Genomic DNA, 21,309 nt, shown 5'->3' with positions numbered 1-21,309 from the left:
CTCCGGGAGGTCACAGGATGGGCGGCAGGCTGCGGGCGATCAGACCGAGGCCGACGACGAGGACGAGCAGCGCCGTCAGCGCGGCGGTGTGGGGTGCGAGACGTCGTACCGCGGCGAACGCCGGGCGGTCGGCGATCCTGCCGAACCGGTCCCCGATGCGGACGAGGAGGAGCCCGACGGCCGTGAGGGTGGCGGCCATGCCGAGGCCGTAGGCGACGACCAGGGCGGCGCCGAAGACGGTGCGACCGAGGGCGATGGCGCCGAGGAGGACGACCAGTGCCGAGGGACTGGGGACGAGGCCGCCGGCGATGCCGAGCCCGACCAGGCCCCGGGTGCTGAACGGTTGCGCCTCGGACGTGGTGGGCCCGTGGGTGTGACTGTGGCCGAACAGGCCGTGCCGGTGGGGCTTCAGCTCTTCGTGACCGTGTTCGCCGTGGCCGTGTTCGTCGTGGCCGTGTTCGTCGTGGCCGTGTTCGCGGTGGTGAGTGCGGTCGTGCGAATGCCCGTGGTCATGCCCGTGGTCATGCCCGTGGTCATGCCCGTGTCCGTGGTGCCCTTCGTGGTGCGCGGGGACGGGCCGGGCCGGGAGGATCTCCGGTGCCGGCCCGGCGGCGCCCACGAGGGCGGGATGCCGGTGAGCGTGCGCGCCCTCGGTCAGGACGGGCCCGGACCGCGGGCGGGCGCGGCGGAGGGCGCCGGTGAGCAGTGCGGCGCCGACGACGGCGACCAGGGCGCCGCTGAGCACGCCGAGCCAGGCGAGGACGGTGTCGCCGGCGAGGGTGGAGAAGGTGGTGAGGGCGAGTCCGATGACGAGGACTCCGGCGGTGTGGGTGAGGGTGACGGTCGCGCCGACGGTGACGGCGTCGCGGGTGCGGCCCCTACGGCCGGCGAGGTAGGCCGCCATCACCGTCTTTCCGTGGCCGGGGAGCAGGGCGTGGCCGGCCCCGAGCACCACGGAGAGCAGGATCGCGAGCAGGCCGACGGGTACGGTCAGCCGCTCGGCCCCGGCGAGCGCGCTGAGGCGGCGGGAGAGTGCCTCGAAGCGGGCGGTCAGGCCGCCGCTCCCGGACGCCCCCGCCTGCGCGACTCGCCCGCCGCCGACCGCGTCACCGGCGACGGCCGTGAAGGTGGCCGTGGTGTCGCCGCGTGGTGTGTCGAGCAGGTCGCGGGGGTAGTCGCGCAGTTCGCCGGAGGGCGAGACCTCGGGCGCCGTCGAGTGTTCCAGGTGGGCGCCGTCGCCCTTGGCGGTGATCTCGTTCCACCCGACCCTGGTCGGGTCCGCGCCGGTCTCGACCCGCAGCGCCAACGGGCCGCCCGCCAGGTCCAGTGCTGCGCTCAGCCGGCATTCGAGGCGGCTGGTGCGCAGTCCGGCCTGCCCCTCCTGGTAGCCGAACACGGCGGAGGCGACGGTCCAGGTGAGGCGCTGCGGGGTGGTGACCGAGAGCTTGCCGGCGGTCTCGGCGCAGCGGGTGGTGGCCCAGGTGGCGCGTTCGGTGTCGTTCTGGGTTCCGTCGCCGTCGGTGTCGACGGCGGGTGCGGCCTGCAGGGTGGGGATCTCGGCGGTGTCGGTGACGGCGAGGGCGTCGATGCGGTCGGTGTGGACGGTGAGGCCGGTGTAGTGGTTGACGGAGAAGTTGCCGAGTGGGTGTGCCTGGGCGGTGGCTGCGGCCGGCCCCAGCAGCCACAGCGCGCCGCCGGCTGCGGCGGCCGACCGCTGGAGGAGTCGACGGTGGGTCACGGGTTTCCTCCGAGTGCGGTGAGGGCGGTGCGGGCCTGCGGGGCCAGCAGTGGGGAGAAGGACGGGTCGGTCCGCAGGGCCAGGTCCAGTTGCTCGCGGGCGGCGTCGGGGTGGCCGAGGGAGCGTTCGATCTCGCCGAGGTGGTACGCGAACAGGGCGTTGTGCCAGCCGTGTTGCTGGGCCTGCTCCGCGAGCGGGAGGGCCTCGTCGTCCGAGCCCTGTCGGTGCAGGGCCCAGGCCAGGGCGTCGGCGACCTGGACGTTGCGGCGGCGCTGCCATTCGGCGCGCAGCAGCGTGACGGCGTCGGCGGGGTCGCCGTGGTCGGCCCGGTACTGGCCGATCGTCAGGTCGTCCACGACGCCGTTGGCGGCGGCGAGTTGCTGCTCCGCGTCGAGCAGCCGGTACTGCTGCCGGGCTTCGGTGGGGCGGCCGAGCGACTCCTGGAGTTCGCCGAGCTCCAGCAGGTACTGCGGGAGCGGGACCATCGCGATGGCGGCGGTGTAGTCGTGCACGGCTGCGTCCGGGTCACCGAGAGCGGCTCGGGCGCGGGCCTCGCCGGCGAGTGCGGGCGTGTAGGAGGGGTCGGCGGCCAGGGCCTGGCGGTAGCCCGCCAGCGCCTGTTCGGGGTGACCGGCATTGCGGTCGAGTTCGGCGAGCTGGTACTGGCAGAAGGCCTTGTCGGCGGGGTCGTAGGCACCGGTGAGGGCCTGTTGGAGGGCTCGGCGGGCGTCGTCGGTGCGGCCGTGCTGTTCGAGGTCGTAGGCGGCGCGGGTGAAGGAGGCGGTGCCGGGCCGCAGGTCCAACAGGTGTTGGACGGCCTCGGTGGCGCCCGTGTCGTCGCCGAGTTGGGTGCGGGCGTCGGCGAGGACGGCGTAGGCGGGCCAGTGCTGAGGGGCCAGGGCGATGGCGCGGTCGGCGAAGTCCCGGGCGTCGGCGAACAGGTGGCGGGCGTTGGCGAGTGCGCCGAGGCCGGTGAGGGCGTCGACGTTGTTCTCCGGCTGCAGGGTCAGCGATGTGTGCAGGGCCTCGTCGGCCTTGGGGTAGTACGAAGGGTCGGCGGTGAGCCGGGCCTGTTCGACGTACTCCGCGCCGAGCCGGGCCCACCCGGTGGCATCGCCGGGGAGGGTGTGCAGCCGCTGCTGGTCGGCGCTGATGGCCTGGCCGAGGCTCCCGGTCCGCGGTGCGGAGGCTGCCGCCGGGGTGTCCGCGGGTGGCCCCTCCCGGCCGAGTGCGCCGAATGCGGCCAGGGCGCCGCACAGCGCGGCGGTGGTGAGCAGCAGGGGCAGACGGCGCATCCCGGATCCTTCGGTCGGGCGGGGAGCCGGTGGCCGCGGCGGCGGCCTGCTCCCGGTGGGGGTCGGTACGAGGGGCGGCGGGTGCCGTCCGGGTGTGTCCGGACGGCACCCGCCGCGACCGGGGGTCAGTTGGGCTGGTTGACGGCCTTGGCGTACGGGGTGGCGATGTAGGGAAAGGTGGTGCCGAACGGCTTGTCGGTGGTGTCGACCTTGTCGCCGGCCGCGAGTGCGCCGATCAGGTGGCCGGGGGTGGCGCCCTCCATCACCTGGAGGGCGATGTCGACGACGTCGTCGGTGAGGCGGCGGCCGTTGGGAAAGCCCTGGAAGTCGCCGTTGAGGATGCCGAGCCGGTCCGGGTTGGCGGTGACCGGGGTGGACATGTTGAGCCGCAGTTCCTCGGCGGGGACGAACTTCCTGGGGTTGATGTCCTGGTTCATCAGCTGGGAGTTGAGGTCCACCTGGAAGGGGCCGCCGGTGGCCTTGGCGATTCCGGTCAGGAAGATCTCCTGGAGGTCGGTGCGCGGCGTGGCCGGGGCGGGCAGGCCGTAGATCGCCTGGATGAGCTGCGGCACCTCCGGGTTCAGCACCTTGGCGACCACGGCCGGCTGGTTGTGGTCCTCGGACGGCGGCAGCGAGTTGAAGGCGTCCTTGAGACCGGCGGGCAGCACGACCTCGTTGACCAGTGGGTTGCCCAGGCGCGACACCTGCACGAACTTGCCGGCCGGCTCCGCCTTACCGGGGCTCAGCTTGAGGGTCTGCTTCTCGGTGCTGGACCACACGCCGATGACCGGGTTGCGGGTCGGGTCGCCCTTGTAGGCGAGTGCGCTCTTGGGCACCTGGATGGACAGCGAGTTGACGTTGTACCCGGCCAGGGTGTTCTGGCCCACCTCGGAGAGGTTGCCGCCGTAGAGGAGGTCGAAGACCCGCAGGTCGAGGAAGAACGGGTCGGCGGCCTGGGTCGCCACGGTCTGCCCGCCGCCGGGCAGTTGGACGGTCGCCTGGTCGCGCAGCTGCCCGTAGTTCGGCATGGAGGCCTTGCCGGTGTCCGAGGGGGCCGCGGTGCCGTGCTCGACCAGGGTGACCGGGTCGCACCCCTGGCGCAGTTCCTGGAGCGTGTAGTACTGGTGGAAGAGCAGCGTCGGGTCGGTGAGGTTGTTCACCACGCCGTTGTTGTAGAGGAAGGTGTTGGTGCCGCGCTGGTCCTCGGTGTGGAAGGTCCAGCGGTAGGTGAGGTCGGGCTTGCCGGTGCCCTGGGAGTCGATGTTGATGTCGTAGTGCGCGCCGTCGGCCCAGGGGTAGAAGTTCGGGCCGCCGTTGGGCTCCTGGAACGGCAGCCAGTTGGCCACCAGGGTGACGGTGTCCTGCTTGTCGGGGCTGGTGAAGGCGTAGACGTCGGTGTTGTCGACCTGCGGGTCCGCGGCGATCAGCGGTGCCTCGCGGTGACTGGACGCCGCTCCGACCCCGGCGCCCGGTCCGGCCAGGGCGCTGGTGGCGAGCGCCAGGCTCATCGCGCCCAGGGTGGCCGCGGTGCGCAGGGTGGTCTTGGATCGGGCGCGTCCGAGTGCAGGGTTCATCGTGCTCGCTTTCGGGTGGGGGCGACGGGTCGCCGGCTGGGTGCTGCTGCTTCGGGGGGCCGGCCTGTGGTTACGCCTGGAGGATGACGGCCCCGTGTCTGCTCTCCGCTGCCGCGCGCTGGCCGGTTGGGTCAGGTCACCCGTACGGACCACGTTCGCCACCCGGACGGCCCTTCCGCGGCGCGTCCATCGCAGCCAGGGAGGGGGCTCGTTTCACGGTGTGGTGGTGAATCAAGGAGCGCCTCGCGGAAGTTGAGCGCCCCTCATGCACTCCGACTGCACCTGATGGAGTCAGGTATCTGCACATATAGTGCAGATAGGAGACCAGTGCTCTGCTGCTGCTCCGGTCGCCGCGGACGAAGGACGAGCGCTCATGGCTGTCACCGCAACCCCCACCACGCCGATCGTCAACCGCCCGCCGTCACGACCGGCGCGGCTCCGGGCCCTGATGACCCGCCCCGAGTGGGGCCGCTTCGCGGGCATGGCGGCCGTGATCGTCGCCCTGCACGTCATCGGCTGGTCGACCCTCGTCGCCGTCGTCGCCCCCGGCCACTACAGCGTGAACGGGCAGTCCTTCGGCCTGGGGATCGGTGTCACCGCCTACGCGCTGGGCATGCGGCACGCCTTCGACGCCGACCACATCGCCGCGATCGACAACACCACCCGCAAGCTGATGGGCCAGGGGCAGCGCCCGCTGTCCGTGGGCTTCTGGTTCTCCCTCGGCCACTCCAGCGTCGTCTTCGGCCTCACCCTGCTGCTCTCCTTCGGCGTGAAGTCACTGGCCGGGCCCCTGCGGGACGACTCCTCACGGCTGCACCGGGTCACCAGCCTGATCGGCACCACCGTCTCGGGAACGTTCCTCTACGTCATCGCCGCGATCAACCTCGTCGTCCTGCTCGGGATCTGGAAGGTCCTGCGGAAGCTGCGCGCCGGGCACCTGGACGAGGCCGCGCTGGAGCGCCAGCTCGCCGACCGGGGCCTGATGAACCGCTTGCTGGGGCGGGTGATGCGCTCGATCGACAAGCCGTGGCAGATGTATCCCGTGGGGCTGCTGTTCGGCCTCGGTTTCGACACCGCCACCGAGGTCGCCCTGCTCGTGCTGGCGGGCTCCGGCGCCGCTACGGGGCTCCCCTGGTACGCGATCCTCTGCCTGCCTGTCCTGTTCGCGGCCGGCATGTCGCTGCTGGACACCATCGACGGCTCGTTCATGAACTTCGCCTACGGGTGGGCGTTCTCCAAGCCGGTCCGCAAGATCTACTACAACCTCACCGTCACCGGCCTGTCCGTGGCCGTGGCCCTGGTCATCGGCAGCGTCGAGCTGCTCGGGCTGCTCGCCGACAAGCTCGCCCTGCACGGCGTGTTCTGGGACTGGGTCTCGTCACTGGACCTCAACACCGTCGGCTTCGCCGTCGTCGCCCTGTTCGCCGCGACCTGGGCGCTCGCTCTGCTGGTGTGGAAGTACGGGCGCATCGAACAGCGCTGGAGCGCCGGCCTGACCGAGGTGGACCGGCCGGCGGAGTGAGTGCCACTCAGACGGCGCTCTTTCCTCACCCGTGACGACCCGATCGGCTCACCCCCGTGGCAGGGGTGGTCCCGGCCGTGCTGACCTGTGAGCAGCTCAGGTCACACGACGGTGGCATCGGTCGCGCTCCCGCCAACCGGGAGGACGGCAGGATCGCAGCGTCCGCGTGGGCTTCGAGCGTCGAACGCTCCCAGCCGCACCGCGCCGAGGACGACGGGCTGCGGCTCTCACCGGAAACGGATGGCTCATGCCGCACCCCCGCCCGCCCCGCCGCAGCCCGTCGGCCCGTTCGACCGAGCGCGCCCTGGCCACCTTGGGCACCATCTCACTGGTGGCCGCCGGAGCACTGACCGGGCTGACCCCCGGTGTCAGCTCCGCCTCCAGCCACCGCGAGGCACCGCTGATCGCAGGCGACCCGAAGGCCGACAACACCGACGTCTACGCCTTCACCAGCCCCGACAAACCCGACACCGTCACCCTGGTCGCGAACTGGATCCCGTTCCAGGAGCCCAACGGAGGACCGAACTTCTATCCGTTCGCCAACGACGCCCGCTACAACATCAAGATCGACAGTGACGGCGACGGCAACGCGGACACCACCTACACCTGGACCTTCAGCGACCACATCCGCGACGACGCCGACCAGTTCCTCTACAACACCGGCGTCGTGAAGTCCTTCGACGACCCGACGCTGAACTTCCGCCAGACGTACACCCTGACCGTCACCGACGCGAGCGGCGCCACCAGGACTCTCCTCAAGGACGCCCCGACCGCGCCGTCCGACGTCGGCAAGGCCTCGATGCCCGACTACGCCACGCTGCGCGGTCAGGCCGTGGTGCCGCTGGCGGACGGCGGGCAGAGCTTCGCCGGGCAGGCGGCCGATCCGTTCTTCCTCGATCTGCGGGTCTTCGACCTGCTGTACGGCGGCAACCTCTCCGAGACCGGCCACGACACGCTCGCCGGCTACAACATCAACACCATCGCCATCCAGGTCCCCAAGAAGGATCTGGCGTTGAAGGGCGACGCCACCCGCAACCCCGTCATCGGCGTCTGGTCGACCACGGACCGCAAGGGCGCGGTGGTGGCCGACAAGGGCGGCGAGGGCAAGGGCGCGGAGGCCGGCGCGGACAAGGGCGGCGAGGGCGGCTGGCACCAGGTCTCCCGGCTCGGCAACCCGCTGGTCAACGAGGTGGTCGTGCCGCTCAAGTACAAGGACGCCTTCAACACCCTCAACCCGGACCAGGACCACACCGTCACCCCGGTGGTCGACAAGGTCCTCGACCCGATCGTGCCCAAGCTCATCCAGAACATCTACGGCATCCCCGCCCCCGCCACGCCGCGCAAGGACCTCGTCGAGATCTTCCTGACCGGAGTCTGCAAGGCCTGCGGCCCGATTCAGGCGGACCTCAACTCACAGCTCCTGAACGCGGACGTGGTCAAGGACAAGTTCGTCCCCTCCGAGGAGCTGCGGCTGAACATGTCCGTGCCGCCGGCCGCCGCTCCCAACCGGCTGGGTGTCCTCGGCCAGGACCTGGCGGGCTTCCCGAACGGCCGTCGCCTCAACGACGACGTCGTCGACATCGAACTGCAGGCCCTGGAGGGCGCGGCACAGACGGGCCAGATCGTGCCCGCCCTCGCCGCCGGTGACGCCGTCGACACCCCCTACCGCCGGCCCGGTGACTCCTTCCCCTACGTGGCACTGCCCAACACCGCCGCGGTCAACCAGGCCGATTCCGCGCACCCCGGCGGTGGCATCGGTGCCGGTCTCGGCGGCCTGGCCGCCGGCGGCGACACCCCCGTGGTGGCCGCCGCCGCGCTCGGCGGCGGCGTCCTGCTCGCCGGAGCCGGCTTCCTGACCCTGCGCCGGCGCCGTGCCAACCGGGCATGACCGGTAGCCCCGCCACACCGCGCCGCCCGTCCTCCGCCACCGAGGACGGGCGGCCGCGGCGCGCCCGCCACCGACGCCGCGTCCGCCTCGCGGCCGGACTGGTCCTGCTCGCGGGGCTCTCCCTGGCCGGTGCCGGCGCCCGCACGCTCCTGGCCCCCAGCGCGACGCAGCAGAGGCCGGCCGACTTCGGCGAGCTGCCCCCGGACGGGCCCGGGGCTGCCCCCTCGGCCGGCCCGGCGACACTCTCCGCGGCGCCACCGGTGCGTGTCCGGATACCCGGCATCGGCCTGGACGACCCCCTCACCGACCTGCACGTGGAACAGGACGGCCACCTGGCCGCGCCGGCCGATCCCGACCAGGTCGGCTGGTGGAGCGAGGGCCCGAGACCGGGCGATTCGGGCGCCGCGATCATCGTCGGGCACGTCGACTCCCTCACCGGGCCCGCCGCGTTCGCCGGGCTCTCGGCCCTGCGACCGGGAAACACGATCACCGTCGACCGCAGCGACCTGACCACCGTCACCTTCACCGTCCAGGCCCTGCGCCAGTACGACAAGGCCGCCTTCCCGGACGACCAGGTCTACACCGACGGCGGAGCGCCCCAGCTGAGACTCATCACCTGCAGCGGCACCTACGACCGCGCGCAACACGAGTACCCGGACAACCTCGTGGTCTACGCGAGCCTCACCACCCCGCCCCCGCCGCCCTCGACACCCTCCCCCGCATCCGCCCCCACACCCGCATCCGCATCCGCATCCGACGGAAGAAGGACATGAGCGACCCCCAACGCCGGCAGCCCGGGCGGCGCCGGACCTTGCTCTCCGCCGCCGTCACCACCGTGCTCGGCGTCGGCCTGTTCCTGACCGGCGCTCTCGCTCTCGCCCCCTGGCAGGGCGACCCGGCCGAGGGCCGGCCGTCCGAACCGTCGACGCAGCGCGGTGCGATCGCGAGCGGCGACACCCTCACCACGGCCATCACCGCACTCCAGGACCAGCTGCGCCGCACCCCCGACGACGCCGCCGCACTCGCCACCCTCGGCCTGGACTACGTCCAGCAGGCCAAGAACAGCGCCGACCCGACGTACTACCCCAAGGCCGAAGAGGCGCTGCGACGGTCCCTGAGCCTGGCGGCGCAGGACAACTTCACCGCGCTGGGCGGCATGGCGGCGCTGGAGAACGGCCGCCACAACTTCGCCGCCGCCCTCGACTGGGCCCAGCGCGCCGTGGACGTCAACCCGTACAACTCCTCGCTGTACGGGGCCCTCGCCGACGCCCTCACGCAGCTCGGGCAGTACCAGCAGGCCGCCGACGCGGTCCAGCACATGGTCGACCTGAAGCCCGGCACCCCCTCGCTCGCCCGCGCCTCCTACGTCGCCGAACTGCGCGGCGACACCGAGACCGCCCGGACCTGGATGCAACGGGCCCTGCAGGACGCCGCCAACCCGGGCGACCGGGCGTTCACGCACTACTACCTGAGCGAACTCGCCTTCAATTCCGGCGACTTTGACGGCGCGCTGCGCGAAGCCGAGGCCGGCCTCAAGGCGACACCCTCCTACACCCCGCTGCTGCAGGCCGGATCCAGAGCGGAAGCCGCACTGGGCGACCCGGACTCAGCCGTCCGCGACCTCGCCAAGGCCGCCCAGCGAACCCCACTGCCCGAATACGTCCTCCAACTCGGCGAGCTCTACCAGTCCCTGGGCCGCACCGACGAAGCCGAACAGCAGTACCAGGTCTTCCGCGCCGAACAGCAACTCCTCACCGACAACGGCGTCACCCCCGACGCCGACGCGGCCCTCTTCGAGGCCGACCACGGCGACCCCGACAAGGCAGTCGCCATCGCCCGCAAGGGCGTGCAGACCCGTCCATTCCTGGAGTCCCACGACGCCCTCGCCTGGGCCCTGCACGCGGCCGGCCAAGACCGAGAAGCCCTCGTCGAAGCCGACCGGGCCCTGACGCTCGGCACCCGCAACGCCCTCTTCCACTACCACCGCGCCGCAATCCTGGCGACCCTCGGCGACACCGCCGCAGCCCACGAGGAACTCGGCACGGCCCTCGCCATCAACCCCCGCTTCCACCCCCGCTACGCCCCCCAGGCACGCGCGGCACTCGACGCACCCCAGAACCCCGCCGCCTGAAGATCTCACGGACCAACAGCAGCTCAACGCCCTCCGCGGCCGACGGCGTCGTCACGCACCTGAACGTGCTCCAGCAATCGGGCCTGCGGCGACAAGGGCTCTATCGGCTCCGACGCCACATCCGTGCGTGGGCGTAAAGCCCTCTGCATGAAGCTGCGGGCGGCCCCGGGCGCCGGGTGCGAGGGTGTGGTGGTCAGTACTCGTTCTTGACGACGAAGAACGAGCCGCGGATGGTGCCGGCGAGCTTCGACTTCTGTCGTGCGAACTTGAACCGGGAGGCGAGCTCCTCCGGGACCTCCATCCCTTCGGAGAGCTTGAACCCGACCGCCCGCTTCTTGGCGTCGTCGACGGTGTACATCACGTTGATCGACAGTCCGCTCTCGTAGAAGACGTACGCCATCCGGATGTTCTCGACCTGGAAGGCCGTGGCCTCCAGCGGCCGGGACGAGATGACGATGTCACGCTCTTCCGCGAGGATCCGGTGCACCCACTCGACGGCGGCCTTGGCATCGCTCGCCGGCTCCACCGTGAAGACGTGGTCGTACTTGTTCTTGAAATAGCGGGCCTCGTTCGCCCGCAGACCGGCGAGCGCATCCGCCACGGGCGACGACTCCAGACCGACGGTCGAGACGGTGACGAAATCAACGGTGTAAGTCATGGCAGGTACTCTCTCATCGGCGTCCGTGGACGACTGGCCTTCGGCCGCGCGCCGCGCGCGAAACCCGGGGATCGTGCCAGGGGGAAGCACGCGCAGAAGCGTCACCGCGCAGACGGAGACGGCGAGTACCCGCCCCGGGCCCTCCGCCGAACAGGCGCCGCCCTCCCAGGTGACGCGCTCAACGGTGCTCGGGACGAAGGTCGTGTTCCGGTTGGTGAAGTCGTTCTCCGGCCCGCCGGACCGCCGGACCCAGGGTCGAGGTCGAGTTCGAGGTACGACGGACCCGCGCCCGCCTCACCGACCCAGCCCGCGTCGGCAAGGTAGTCGTCCCCTTGAACCAGCCCCCGCCCCAGGAAGCCCGTCCGATCATTCCGATCGGACGGGATCGCCCTTGTCGGTCCGGGCCGACCTCCCCCTTGCGAGGTGAATGGCGTTCACCTATCTTGGTGAACGCCATTCACCTTGGAGGGGGCTTCGCTGTGCCGCCTGATTCGCGTCCGTCGACGGCTCCGTCCGCCGATCGTGCCGTCATGGCCGTGCTGGCGGCCGGCGGCATCGTCACCACGCTGGTGCAGACCGCGGTGGTGCCGCTGTTGCCGCAGTTGCCTCGGCTGACCGGCGCGGCGCCGGTCGATGTCGGGTGGGTGGTCACGATCACGCTGCTGACCGGCGCGGTTGCCACCCCGCTGCTGGGGCGGGCCGGGGACATGTACGGCAAACGGCGGATGCTGCTGCTGGCGCTGGGGGCGCTCGCCGCCGGATCGCTGGTGTGCGCGTTCGCCTCCACCCTCCCGTGGCTGCTGGCGGGGCGAGCGCTGCAGGGGGTGGGTGCGGCGGTGGTGCCGCTGGCGATCAGTTTCCTGCGGGGTGTGCTGCCGCCGCAGCGGACGGGGTCCGCGGTGGCACTGATGAGTTCGACGGTGGGCATCGGCGCGGCCCTCGGTCTGCCGCTGGCCGCGCTGCTGGTGCAGTACGCGGACTGGCACGCGATGTTCTGGGCCATGACCGTGCTCGCGACGGGAGTGCTCGTCCTGGCGTGGCGGCTGCTGCGGGAGGAGCCGGTCCGGTCGGCCGGGCGTTTCGACCTGCCGGGGGCGTTCGGACTGAGTGCGGGGCTGGTGCTCCTGCTGCTGGCACTGTCCAGGGCAGGCGAGTGGGGCTGGGGCAGTTCGCGGACGCTGGGCCTGTCGGGGGCGGCGCTGCTGATCCTGACCGGCTGGACCCTCCACCAGCGCCGTGCGACGCGGCCGCTGGTGGACGTGCGGCTGGCGACGCGTCCGGCGGTGCTGCTGCCGCACCTGGCCGCACTGCTGGCCGGGTTCGCCTTCTACGCCAACTCCCTGGTCACCGCGCAACTGGTCCAGGCGCCCCGGGCCACCGGGTACGGCCTGGGGCTCTCGGTGGTGGCGGCGGGCGCCTGCCTGCTGCCCAGCGGTGTGATCATGGTGCTGTGTGCTCCGTTGTCCGCCCGCCTCTCCGCCGCCCGCGGGGCCAAGGCCACCCTCGTCCTGGGCGCGGCTGTGATCGCGGCCGGCTACGGTCTGCGCTTCGCCGACAGCCGGCAGCTGTGGGCGGTCATCGCGGGCGCGGCCGTGGTCTCGGTCGGGACGGCGCTCGCCTACTCCGCCCTGCCCATGCTGATCATGCGGGCGGTGCCGCTGGAGCAGACCGCCGCGGCGAACGGCCTCAACGTCCTGATGCGCACCATCGGGCAGGCCCTGTGCAGCGCGGTGGTCGCCACGGTGCTGGCCCAGCACACCCGCCTGTTCACCGGGACGGCGGGCGCGGCCGTCGCGGCGCCGACCCTGGCCGGGTACCGCACGGCCTTCGCCGCGGCCGGCGCGGTCGCGCTGCTGGCCTGCACGGCCGCCTGCCTCATCCCGCGTCCGCCGCGACCCGCGCCGATCCCCCTCCAGCCCCGGGAGACCGAACAAGATGCCCGATCCGAGCTCCGTCTCCCCCCGCAGCGCCGGCCCGCGAGCGACGCCCGGGGACCCGCCGACCCCGCCGACCCCGCCGACGACGCAGGTGCCGACTCCCGACCCGGTGCCGGAGCGGCCGGCACGACCGCGTGACGCCGACGCGCGCCGCGCGGACATCCTCGCCGCCGCCCGGCGGGCCTTCGCCCGCCACGCCTACGCCGACACCACCATCGCCGCCATCGCCGCCGACGCGGGCGTCAGCCCGGCACTGGTGATGAAGTACTACGGCTCCAAGGAGCACCTGTTCACCCAGGTCTTCACCTTCGACGCCGACGCCACCGCCCTCTTCGACGCCCCTGTGGACGGCCTCGCCCGGCACATGGTCCTGCACCTGCTGGCCACCCAGCGCGGCCAGACCCGCGACCCGATCCTGCGCATCGCCTTCTCCCGCCACCACCTGGAGCTCGGCAGCCAGGCGCGAGCCAACTTCCGCACCCAGGTCATCGACGCCCTTGCCGCCCGGCTCCCGGGGCCGGCCGCCCCGCTGCGAGCAGAAATGGCCGTCGGCGTGCTGCTCGGCCTCGGGGCGCTCTACGCAACCGTCCAGGCCGACCGGCTCACCCGGCTGGACCCGGGCGAAGTCGCCGACCTGTACGTCCCACTACTGCAACCTCTGCTCTGCGGCGATTCCCCTGCCCTTCCGGCCGTATAGGCCCATCCTGTCAACGGCGAACGCCGGCAAAGAACTTCGACATCCTGGAGGTTCCCATGGCCAAGGGCTACTGGGTCAGCGTCTACCGCACCATCTCCGACCCCGAGAGGATGGCTGCCTACACCAAGCTGGCCGGTCCGGCCGTCCGGGCCGCGGGCGGACGGCTCCTCTCACGCGGCGGCCGGGTCGTCGCACACGACGCCGGAATCGCCGAATTCACCGTCCTGATCGAGTTCGACAGCTTCGAGCAGGCCGTCGCCGCACGGGAGAGCGAGGCCTACCAGGAGGCGCTGGCCGCCCTCTCCGACGGCGTCGAGCGCGACTTCCGGATCGTCGAGGGCCTCGACTGACCGAGGTGTCGATGGCGGTGGCGACGACCTGGTCCACGACGGCCGGGTCGCTGAGCTCGCCGACGACGGCGACGGCCCGGCCGGCGGCGCCCTCGGCCGCGGTGACGGTCTCGTCGCCGGCGCAGCACCCGCGTTCGCGCTGACCCTGCAGCCCGTCCCCGCAGGGCCCGGCCACTCGGCGGCGGGCGGTACGAGAGCGCTGCGGGCGGTCTGTCCGTGCCCGCACCTCGCTGCCGTCCGTAGGCGGAGCGGACGTCACAGGGGTTTGCACAGGCCCGGGCTGCTGGGCGCGTGGGGGTCGCTCTGGCCGGGCGGGTGGAAGCAGGCGCTGACCGTCTTTCCCTCGCCCTGGAGCCGGACACCCCACTCGTCCGCCAGGGCGTCGACGATCACCATCCCCCGGCCGTTCGGTCTCTCCCCGTCCGGCAGCCGCGGCTGCGGCAACCCGGCGCCGGAGTCGTGCACCGACACGTGGAGGCAGCGCCCGTCCCACACCAGCACCAGCTCGCCGCTGCTGTGCGCGTGCACGTGCGCGTTGGTCAGCAGTTCGGAGACGGTCAGCAGGATCGCGTCCACCACCTGCGGCGCCGCGGCCGTCCACTCCAACGACTCCACATGTCGCCGCGTCCACCGACGTCCCTCCCGCACACCGCCCGACACGGGAAACGACCGCGCCCACCCCATCGCCCGCACCGACGCGTCACCCATGCCATGCCTCCACCGTCAACCGTTGCACCACGCCTACCCCCATCCGCCGTCTCCACCGCACACGCTCCAGCTTCGCCACCACGACCGTTCGCCGGAGAATGCCCGGTGACGCGAAGGGGTCGAAGGCCCCGGCGACCGCACCGCTGTGACTGCCGCACCGGCGCGCACCGGGCGGTCACCCCCGGGACCGGGGGAGCGCACGATGCCTCCCTACGACACCTGCGGCGGCGGGCACCCGATCGCGTCGGCAGGGGGCGCCGACACCCGCCCGCCTGATCCGGAGGCATCGCGCGCCATGGCCGGTCGGCCGCGAGGGAGGCATGGGAAACGCTGTGGGCCCCGACCGGGACGGTCGGGGCCCACAGGTCACGGCGCGCTCAGCGCTTGAAGGCGTCCTTGACGTGCTCGCCGGCCTGCTTCACGTCGCCCTTGGCCTGGTCGGCCTTGCCCTCGGCCTTCAGGCGCTCGTTTCCGGTCACCTTGCCGGCGCCTTCCTTGACCGCGCCCTTGACCTTGTCACCGGTGTTCTCGATCTTGTCGCCCGCGCTCATCGCGATCTCCTCACCATCGGTACGTCGTTTCCCTGACAACCGGTCGCCTGCCCCCTCACGCCGGAAAGATTCCTATGACTATCCCGTCCTGGCCAGGGCAGTCGGTTCCCCGACACTGACTGTGGAGGTCACGATGGTTCCGCTTCTTCTCGTTCTACTGCTGGCGCTGCTCCTCTTCGGAGCGGGCTTCGCACTGAAGATCCTCTGGTGGGTCGCCGTCATCGTCCTGGTGGTCTGGGTGGTCGGCTTCCTCGCCCGCGGCACCCACTCCTCCGGCCGCCGCCACCGCTGGTACCGCTGGTAGAAACCCACACCACACCGAACCCCGGGCCGGGCACACGCAACAGCGTGTGCCCGGCCCGACCCATGTGCCGGACCGGAGCGCCGAGCGGATTCGTCCTCCTGCCGGGGCGTACCCGAGGACCAGCCGTCAGCGCCACCTGGTCGCCGTGTTCGAGCAGGCGTGGGAGACAGCCGTTCCGCTCGGCACCGATGCCGGGCGCGACACCGGGACCGGACTGGACGCGACCCAGAAGCAACTGCTGAAACACCTTGCCACCGGACTGACCGACGAAACGGTGGCCGAACGGCTGTGCGTCTCTCTGCGTACCGTCCGTCAACAGACGGCCGCCCTCATGGAACGCCTCAACGCCAGCAGTCGCTTCCTGCGGCCTTCCCTCCGCTTCCGGACAGTCCCGGACGGGCCTGCCAGACGGCGCGAACGCCCTGGGACGGCACGGGCCCGGACCGTCCAGGGGGCGCGGAATAGGGGTACGGCCGGAGTCTGGGGTCGTGTCGCCTGTACAGCGGGGTCCGCGGCCGGTCCAATGAGTGGCGTGCCGCCGAGGGTCGCGTGGAAGTGCCGCGACCCGACACCGGCGGCGGGACCATTCCATCCACGGAGGCGAGATCGCCGTGACCGACGTCGGTCAGGACATCACGAGGACAGGGCCGGCGCAGCGAGCGCAGAGCGCGGCCCGACGGGCGCGGGCGCTGGCGTCCGCCATGGCGGCGGCCGCCGCCGAGACCGAGAAGGCGGTGGCGGCCGCGGCGGGTACGGAGGGCGCGGCCGGCGCCGAACAGCTCGGGGCGGCGATGGCGGAAGCCACGGTGCGCACGAGGACGGCTGCCGAGGAGGCCGAGTCGGCGGCACTGTCCGCCGACCGGAACGGCGCTGCCGGGGACGCGCGCCGGGCGGCCGCCGAGTCGGCCGAGGCCGCCGAGGCCGCCGCCGTGGCCGGAGCCCGGGCGGCCCGGGTCACCGAGGCCGCCACGGTCGCCGCCGCCGGGGCCGCGGCCGGCACCGACCTGGCGGACGCGCTGGCCGCCGCAGCCGCGCACACCCGGCAGGCCGCCGCCGAGGCCGCCGTGATCGCCGAGGCGGCGGGCGTCGCGGCTCGGGCCGCCCGGGCGGCGGTCGGTGACGGGTCGGCGGTCACGAACGGGCCTGCGGACGGCGTCGACGACGCGGACCGGTGCCGGCGGGCGGACGAAGCAGAGACGGTGGCCCTGCGGTTGTACGAGGACACGCCGTGGCTGCGGAGGCACCTCCCCGATGCGTGAGGCGACCCGCGAGGACGAGGACGGAGGAAGGAGCGCGATGACCGGGATCGGCCGGGCGGCCGGGACCGGCCCGGTCTGTCCGGCGGGGCGGCCCGAGCCGGACGGAACGGGCGAGCCGGGCGGACCGGACGGCTCCGGCGAGCCGGTACGCAATCCCGACGCGGGCTTCGTGGCGGGCATGGCGCCCGGACGGCTGCCGCTGCTGGGGCACGGTCATGTGCTGCTGAGGCGGCCGCTGCCCTTCCTCGCCTCGCTGCCGTCCCACGGCGACCTGGTGGAGGTCAGGGTGGGGCCGAAGCCGTTCCACGTGATCTGCCATCCCGAACTCGCCCACCGCGTCCTGACCTCCGACCGGGTCTTCGACAAGGGCGGGCCGATGTTCAACAAGCTGCGCGACCTGGTGGGTGACGGGCTGGCCTCCTGCCCGCACGCTCGGCACCGGCGCCAGCGGCGGATGGTCCAGCCGGCCTTCCGCGCCGACCGGCTGCCCGGCTACGCCGAGGTGATGACCGCGCAGACGCTGGCCGTGACGGCGGGCTGGCGCCACGGCGAGACCGTGGACCTGCACGGCCAGCTCCTCACGGTCAGCGCCCGCACCCTGGCCCACACGATCTTCACCGCGGAGCACTGCGCGGACGCCGTGGCCGCCGCCGTCCCGTTCGCGCAGATGATCACGAGTGGGCTGACCGCGGAGCTGCTCACGCCCGCGGTCCTGAAGTCGGTGCCCACGCCCACCAGGCGCCGCTTCGCCCGGCGGACGGCGGAGCTGCGGACGGCGGTGCTGGAGGCGATCGGCCGGTACCGGCGGGAGGGCGTCGACCGGGGCGACCTGCTGTCGATCCTGCTGGCGGAGCGCGACGGCGAACGACTCACGGACGAGGAAGTCTTCGTCGAGCTCGTCGGGATGGCCATCGCCGGCGTCGAGACCGTCGCCTCCACTCTGAACTGGGCCTTCCGCCTGCTCCACCGTCACCCCGACATCGAGCGCCGGCTCCATGCCGAGGTCGACCGGGTGCACGGCGGCCGGGCCCCTACCTGGGACGACCTGCCCCGACTGGAGCTGACCAGCCGGGTGTTCCAGGAGGCGCTGCGGCTGTTCCCCTCTGACTGGCTGCTCACCCGGGTCACCACCGAGGACACCGAACTCGCCGGGCGCGCCCTGCCCGCCGGCACCCTCGTCGCCTTCAACGGCTACGCCGTCCACCAGCGGGCCGACCTCTATCCGCGGCCGACCGTCTTCGACCCCGACCGCTGGGCCGACCCGCGGCTCCCCCGCGGCGGGTTCCTCTCCTTCGGCGGCGGCGGGCGCAAGTGCATCGGCGACGCCTTCGGTACGGTCGAAGGCACCCTGGCGCTCGCCGCCATCGCCGGAGCCTGGCGGCTCGCGCCCGCCCGTCCCTCACGGGTGCGGCCAGCGCCCCTGCGGCCGCGGCAGGCGCTGGGGTACCCGATGCGCGTGAGCGCCCGATGAGGTGCGCGGGCACGGTGTCCACCAGCCCGTTCAGGCCGTTCAGCCCGTTCAGCCCGTTCGGCCCGGGCTGGCGGCCTCCGCCCGGAGCCCGGCCGGCAGCTCCTGCCGACGGGTGATCTTCAACTTCCGGTAGGCGTGGGTGAGGTGCTGCTCGACGGTACTGACGGTGATGCAGAGCCTGGCGGAGATCTCGCGGTTGGTGTGCCCGGTCGCGGCGAGTTCGGCGACCCGCAGCTCGGAGCCGCTGAGCGTGGTCTCGGCCCGTCCCGCGCCCTCCCGGAGCGGCTGGCGGCCGGGACCTCCCGGCAGGATGCTGTCGCACAGCGCCCGCGCCCCGCAGTCGTTGGCCAGGCGCCAGGCGCGGCGGATCTCGGCGCTCGCCCGGGCCGGCTCGCCGCGCTCCTGGTAGTGCGTGCCGAGGTCGGCGAGGGCCAGGGCCAGGGCGAGCCGGTCGCCGCTGTTCCTCAGGTCGTTCACGGCGTCGGTCAGCAGGCCCAGGCGTTCCTCCGGGCCGGCGATCCGCGCGCGCAGCCGCAGCGAGACACCGCGCACGTACGGGTCGCCCTCGGAGGTCCGGGCGAGCTGCTCGCGGAGCAGTTGCTCGGCCTTCCTCGGCTCGCCGAGGCGCAGGAACGCCTCCGCGGCGTCGGAGCGCCAAGGCTGCAGCGTCGGCCGGTCGAGCCGCCAACGCCGCAGTAGCCGGCCGGCGTTGAGAAAGTCGCCGACGGCGGCCAGCGGCCGGTTCATGGCCAGGTAGTAGTACCCCCGGGCGCGCAGGTAGGGCGGGCCGTACACGCTGTCGAAGAGCGCCTCGGGCACCGGTCGGTCCAGCTGCCGGGTGGCCTCGTCATAGCGCCCCATCGCGGTGGCGGCCAGCACGCGGCTGGCCAGCGGTCCGCCGACGAAGACGCTGCGGCCGCCTCCCGGCAGGCAGGCCAGCGCCCGGCGGGCGTGCTCCTCGGCGTCGACGAGCAGTCCGCGGCAGAGCGAGTGTTCGGCCTGGAGGGCGAGGAACTGTGCCTTCCAGCCCGGAAGTTCGCGGCGGGTGGCCTCGCCGAGCAGGCGGTCGCACCAGAGCGCGGCGGCGTCGCACCGGCCGGTGCGGCAGAGCACCCGCACGGCGTTGGCGATGACCACCAGGGTGCTGTCGGTGAGCGGGAGGCTCCGCAGGACGTGCCCCGCCGCCATGGCGGCGGAAGCGCTCGTGCCGTCCCCGGGGAGGTCCCAGATCCCGGCGATCGGCACCCGCGGTCGGGGGAGCTCGCCCGGTACCGGGTCCTGCTCGGCGCGGGGGCGCACCAGCGGCTCCCAGAGCACGGCGGTGTGCAGGCCCGCCCCGGGGCGCGGGCCGGCCGATCCGCCGGGCGCCTGGAGCCGCTCCATGGCCTCCCTCGCCTCTTCCAACCTCCCTGATCCGAGCAGCAGTTGCGCCAGCTGCTCGGTCTGGGCCGGGGTCAGCCCACCGGCGCGCAGCTCGGTGACGAGTGCGGCGAGGTGGTCCTCCGCCGCGGCCAGGTCGGTGCGCCGGGCGGCCACGGCGAGCCGCAGCCTGATCTCGGTGCGCTGGCTCTGTCCGGCGCAGGACCCGTGGGCCAGCTCCAGGCAGGAGATCGCGGCCGGGACCTCGTCCCGGGCCAGCAGGTGCTCGGCGGCGTCCCGCAGGACGGGCACCGCCCACGGGCCGGCCGCGTGCCGGGCGGCGAGCAGGTGCGGGGCGACCTCGCCCGGCTCGGCTCCGTCCTCGTACAGCAGTGCGGCGGCGCGTCGGTGGAGGTGGACGCGGTGGCCGTGGTCCAGGGCGTCCAGGGCGGCGGCCTCCGCCACGGGGTGCCGGAAGCGGTCGCGGACCGTCAGGCCGGTCAGCTCCAGCGCACGCATCCCGCGGGCCGCGGTGGCGCGGCCGACGCCGAGCAGCCGGGCGACCGCCTCCGCGCAGCCGGCCCCGCCGAGCACGGCGAGGGCGCCCGCGGTGTGCCGGATCACGGTGTCCGTGCGGGACAGGCAGGTGTGGACGGCCTGGTAGAACCGGCCGCCGATGGCTGGGCAGAGCACCGTCCGGACGGCGTCCGGACGCTCACCGGCCCTCCCTTCGAGGTGTTCCTCCACCAGGGCGCGCACCAGCAGCGGGTTGCCCCCGGTGACGGCGAGGAGGTCGCCTGCGGGCGGGGTCGTGGTGGTCGGCCCGAGCCGGGCCGCGCACAGCCGGGACACCCCGGGGAGGGAGAGGAGGTCCAAGGTGACGCGCTGGAGGGCCGGTTGACGCAGTAGTTCGGCCTGCAGCACGGGATCGACGGCCAGGTCGGACGGCAACACGGTACAGACCAGCAGCAGGCGGGTGGTACGAGGGTCCCCGGTGGCCTGCAGCAGGCAGTGCACGGACTCCGCGTCCGCGTGGTGCAGGTCGTCGACGCCGATCACGACCATTGCGGCGTCGGTGAGTTGCCGCAGGGCCGCGCCGACCCGGTGCACCGTCGACGACTCGGTCGACTCGGGTGCTCCGGTCACCTCGTACGGCCCGGACGGCCCGGGCCGCGCCGATGACGCCGGCGGTTCGTGGGACGCGCCCATCCGCACCCCCGGGGGCCCGAGGGCCTCGCCCAGCCGCGAGCGCGGGCCGTCCGCAAGCGCGGGATCGTTCGCCAGCTGCCGCAACAGGCCCCGGGGGCTGCGCACTTCCGATGCGCGGCCGAGCGCCCGGAGGACCAGGAAGCCGGACGCGGCGGCCTCCCGGAGCGCCTCCCCGAGGAACGCGCTCTTCCCGCAGCCCACTCCGCCCTCGACGACCAGCACCCCCACCCGTCCGGACGCGCAGCCGTCGAGTGCCGCCCGCAGCGTGTGGAACTGCGCCTCCCGGTCGACGAGCGCCGGGCCGGCTCCTGCACGCGTCGGCGAGGAAACATCCGACATCACCGCCATCTGTCCCCCTCGCCCGACCACCGGGCTCATTTAGTGGATCCGCACCAACGGGAAAACGAACACGCCGACAACGTACTGCCCGCTTCGGGGGCGCGTCACATTCCTTCTCCCGACGGCGAGAACATGCCGGTAAGCGGACGGAAAAGTCAAGTTCGCGTTCGACCCATCGAAAAGGGGAGCGCCGATCACCCCTTCGAGTGGAGCACGAACACTCTCCACCGAAGCGCGGATCACCGGCTCGCCGGACTGGCAGGATGAACGGTCTCCGCAGGCTGACGAGACACTCTCGGATGACGCGGAAACCTGTCGT

At 72.9% G+C, this 21,309-nt stretch carries 17 protein-coding genes and 1 pseudogene; 11 read left to right on the top strand and 7 right to left on the bottom strand.

Translation table 11 applies throughout. The annotated features are described in order from the left end of the window. Positions 1–10 precede the first annotated feature (10 nt). The 3 genes from OG823_RS31360 to OG823_RS31350 form a co-directional block, all read right to left on the bottom strand. Complete coding sequence (locus OG823_RS31360) at positions 11–1,738, bottom strand: nickel/cobalt transporter (RefSeq protein WP_371483554.1); 1,728 nt, start codon at positions 1,736–1,738, stop codon at positions 11–13. Further along, on the bottom strand, positions 1,735–3,033 hold the full coding sequence (locus tag OG823_RS31355) for a tetratricopeptide repeat protein (protein ID WP_371483552.1): 1,299 nt from the start codon (positions 3,031–3,033) through the stop codon (positions 1,735–1,737). Before OG823_RS31355 ends, OG823_RS31360 begins: the two co-directional genes overlap by 4 nt. Before the next feature lie 125 nt (positions 3,034–3,158). After that, positions 3,159–4,607 (bottom strand): DUF4331 domain-containing protein, encoded by a 1,449-nt coding sequence (locus tag OG823_RS31350; protein WP_371483550.1) that lies wholly within the window; start codon positions 4,605–4,607, stop codon positions 3,159–3,161. Positions 4,608–4,980: 373 nt separating this feature from the next. On the opposite strand from OG823_RS31350, the gene OG823_RS31345 reads away from it, so the two are divergent. The 4 genes from OG823_RS31345 (at position 4,981) to OG823_RS31330 (ending at position 10,148) form a co-directional block, all read left to right on the top strand. Then, entirely contained in the window at positions 4,981–6,129 is a 1,149-nt protein-coding gene (locus tag OG823_RS31345) for a HoxN/HupN/NixA family nickel/cobalt transporter (protein ID WP_371483548.1), read from the top strand. A 247-nt stretch (positions 6,130–6,376) separates the two neighbouring features. After that, positions 6,377–8,017 (top strand): DUF4331 domain-containing protein, encoded by a 1,641-nt coding sequence (locus tag OG823_RS31340; RefSeq protein WP_371483547.1) that lies wholly within the window; start codon positions 6,377–6,379, stop codon positions 8,015–8,017. Then, positions 8,014–8,790 carry a class F sortase gene (locus tag OG823_RS31335; RefSeq protein ID WP_371483545.1) on the top strand — a complete coding sequence of 259 codons (777 nt, stop codon included), beginning with the start codon at positions 8,014–8,016 and terminating at the stop codon, positions 8,788–8,790. Before OG823_RS31340 ends, OG823_RS31335 begins: the two co-directional genes overlap by 4 nt. Then, positions 8,787–10,148, top strand: a complete 1,362-nt coding sequence (locus OG823_RS31330; protein WP_371483543.1) for a tetratricopeptide repeat protein — start codon at positions 8,787–8,789, stop codon at positions 10,146–10,148. Before OG823_RS31335 ends, OG823_RS31330 begins: the two co-directional genes overlap by 4 nt. A 193-nt stretch (positions 10,149–10,341) precedes the next feature. On the opposite strand, the gene OG823_RS31325 is transcribed toward OG823_RS31330, so the two are convergent. Continuing rightward, complete coding sequence (locus tag OG823_RS31325) at positions 10,342–10,806, bottom strand: phage tail protein (RefSeq protein ID WP_371483541.1); 465 nt, start codon at positions 10,804–10,806, stop codon at positions 10,342–10,344. A 530-nt stretch (positions 10,807–11,336) separates the two neighbouring features. Between OG823_RS31325 and OG823_RS31320 the strand changes: the two genes are divergently transcribed. From OG823_RS31320 to OG823_RS31310, 3 genes are read left to right on the top strand one after another with little or no spacing between them, the layout of a single operon-like run. Next, on the top strand, positions 11,337–12,881 hold the full coding sequence (locus OG823_RS31320; protein WP_371483539.1) for an MFS transporter: 1,545 nt from the start codon (positions 11,337–11,339) through the stop codon (positions 12,879–12,881). Continuing rightward, positions 12,853–13,440 carry a TetR family transcriptional regulator gene (locus OG823_RS31315; protein ID WP_371484729.1) on the top strand — a complete coding sequence of 196 codons (588 nt, stop codon included), beginning with the start codon at positions 12,853–12,855 and terminating at the stop codon, positions 13,438–13,440. The genes OG823_RS31320 and OG823_RS31315 overlap by 29 nt, the downstream gene beginning before the upstream one ends. Before the next feature lie 56 nt (positions 13,441–13,496). After that, complete coding sequence (locus OG823_RS31310; protein ID WP_371483538.1) at positions 13,497–13,790, top strand: DUF1330 domain-containing protein; 294 nt, start codon at positions 13,497–13,499, stop codon at positions 13,788–13,790. A gap of 255 nt (positions 13,791–14,045) precedes the next feature. On the opposite strand, the gene OG823_RS31305 is transcribed toward OG823_RS31310, so the two are convergent. Both OG823_RS31305 and OG823_RS31300 read right to left on the bottom strand, forming a co-directional pair. Continuing rightward, positions 14,046–14,405: an ATP-binding protein gene (locus OG823_RS31305; RefSeq protein WP_371483537.1), complete on the bottom strand. Its 360-nt coding sequence runs from the start codon at positions 14,403–14,405 to the stop codon at positions 14,046–14,048. A 470-nt stretch (positions 14,406–14,875) separates the two neighbouring features. Next, positions 14,876–15,049 carry a CsbD family protein gene (locus tag OG823_RS31300; RefSeq protein ID WP_371483536.1) on the bottom strand — a complete coding sequence of 58 codons (174 nt, stop codon included), beginning with the start codon at positions 15,047–15,049 and terminating at the stop codon, positions 14,876–14,878. A gap of 133 nt (positions 15,050–15,182) precedes the next feature. On the opposite strand from OG823_RS31300, the gene OG823_RS31295 reads away from it, so the two are divergent. The 4 genes and pseudogenes from OG823_RS31295 to OG823_RS31280 all read left to right on the top strand — a co-directional run bounded on the left by OG823_RS31295 (position 15,183) and on the right by OG823_RS31280 (position 18,083). Next, positions 15,183–15,353, top strand: a complete 171-nt coding sequence (locus OG823_RS31295; RefSeq protein WP_371476951.1) for a hydrophobic protein — start codon at positions 15,183–15,185, stop codon at positions 15,351–15,353. 46 nt (positions 15,354–15,399) lie between these two features. Further along, positions 15,400–15,699 (top strand): annotated as a pseudogene (locus OG823_RS31290) (hypothetical protein); the annotation flags it as partial. Between the two features lie 265 nt (positions 15,700–15,964). Further along, complete coding sequence (locus tag OG823_RS31285) at positions 15,965–16,612, top strand: hypothetical protein (RefSeq protein ID WP_371483534.1); 648 nt, start codon at positions 15,965–15,967, stop codon at positions 16,610–16,612. Beyond that, complete coding sequence (locus tag OG823_RS31280; RefSeq protein ID WP_371483533.1) at positions 16,605–18,083, top strand: cytochrome P450; 1,479 nt, start codon at positions 16,605–16,607, stop codon at positions 18,081–18,083. The genes OG823_RS31285 and OG823_RS31280 overlap by 8 nt, the downstream gene beginning before the upstream one ends. Before the next feature lie 48 nt (positions 18,084–18,131). Here OG823_RS31280 and OG823_RS31275 read toward each other — a convergent pair whose 3' ends face one another. Next, positions 18,132–20,999: an AAA family ATPase gene (locus OG823_RS31275; RefSeq protein ID WP_371483532.1), complete on the bottom strand. Its 2,868-nt coding sequence runs from the start codon at positions 20,997–20,999 to the stop codon at positions 18,132–18,134. Positions 21,000–21,309 lie beyond the last annotated feature (310 nt).

It is taken from the genome of Kitasatospora sp. NBC_00315, from assembly GCF_041435095.1.
In the GTDB taxonomy this organism is placed as follows: domain Bacteria; phylum Actinomycetota; class Actinomycetes; order Streptomycetales; family Streptomycetaceae; genus Kitasatospora.
The sequence above is the reverse complement of the archived record's forward strand: the minus strand, read 5'-3'. Positions and strand labels throughout refer to the sequence as shown.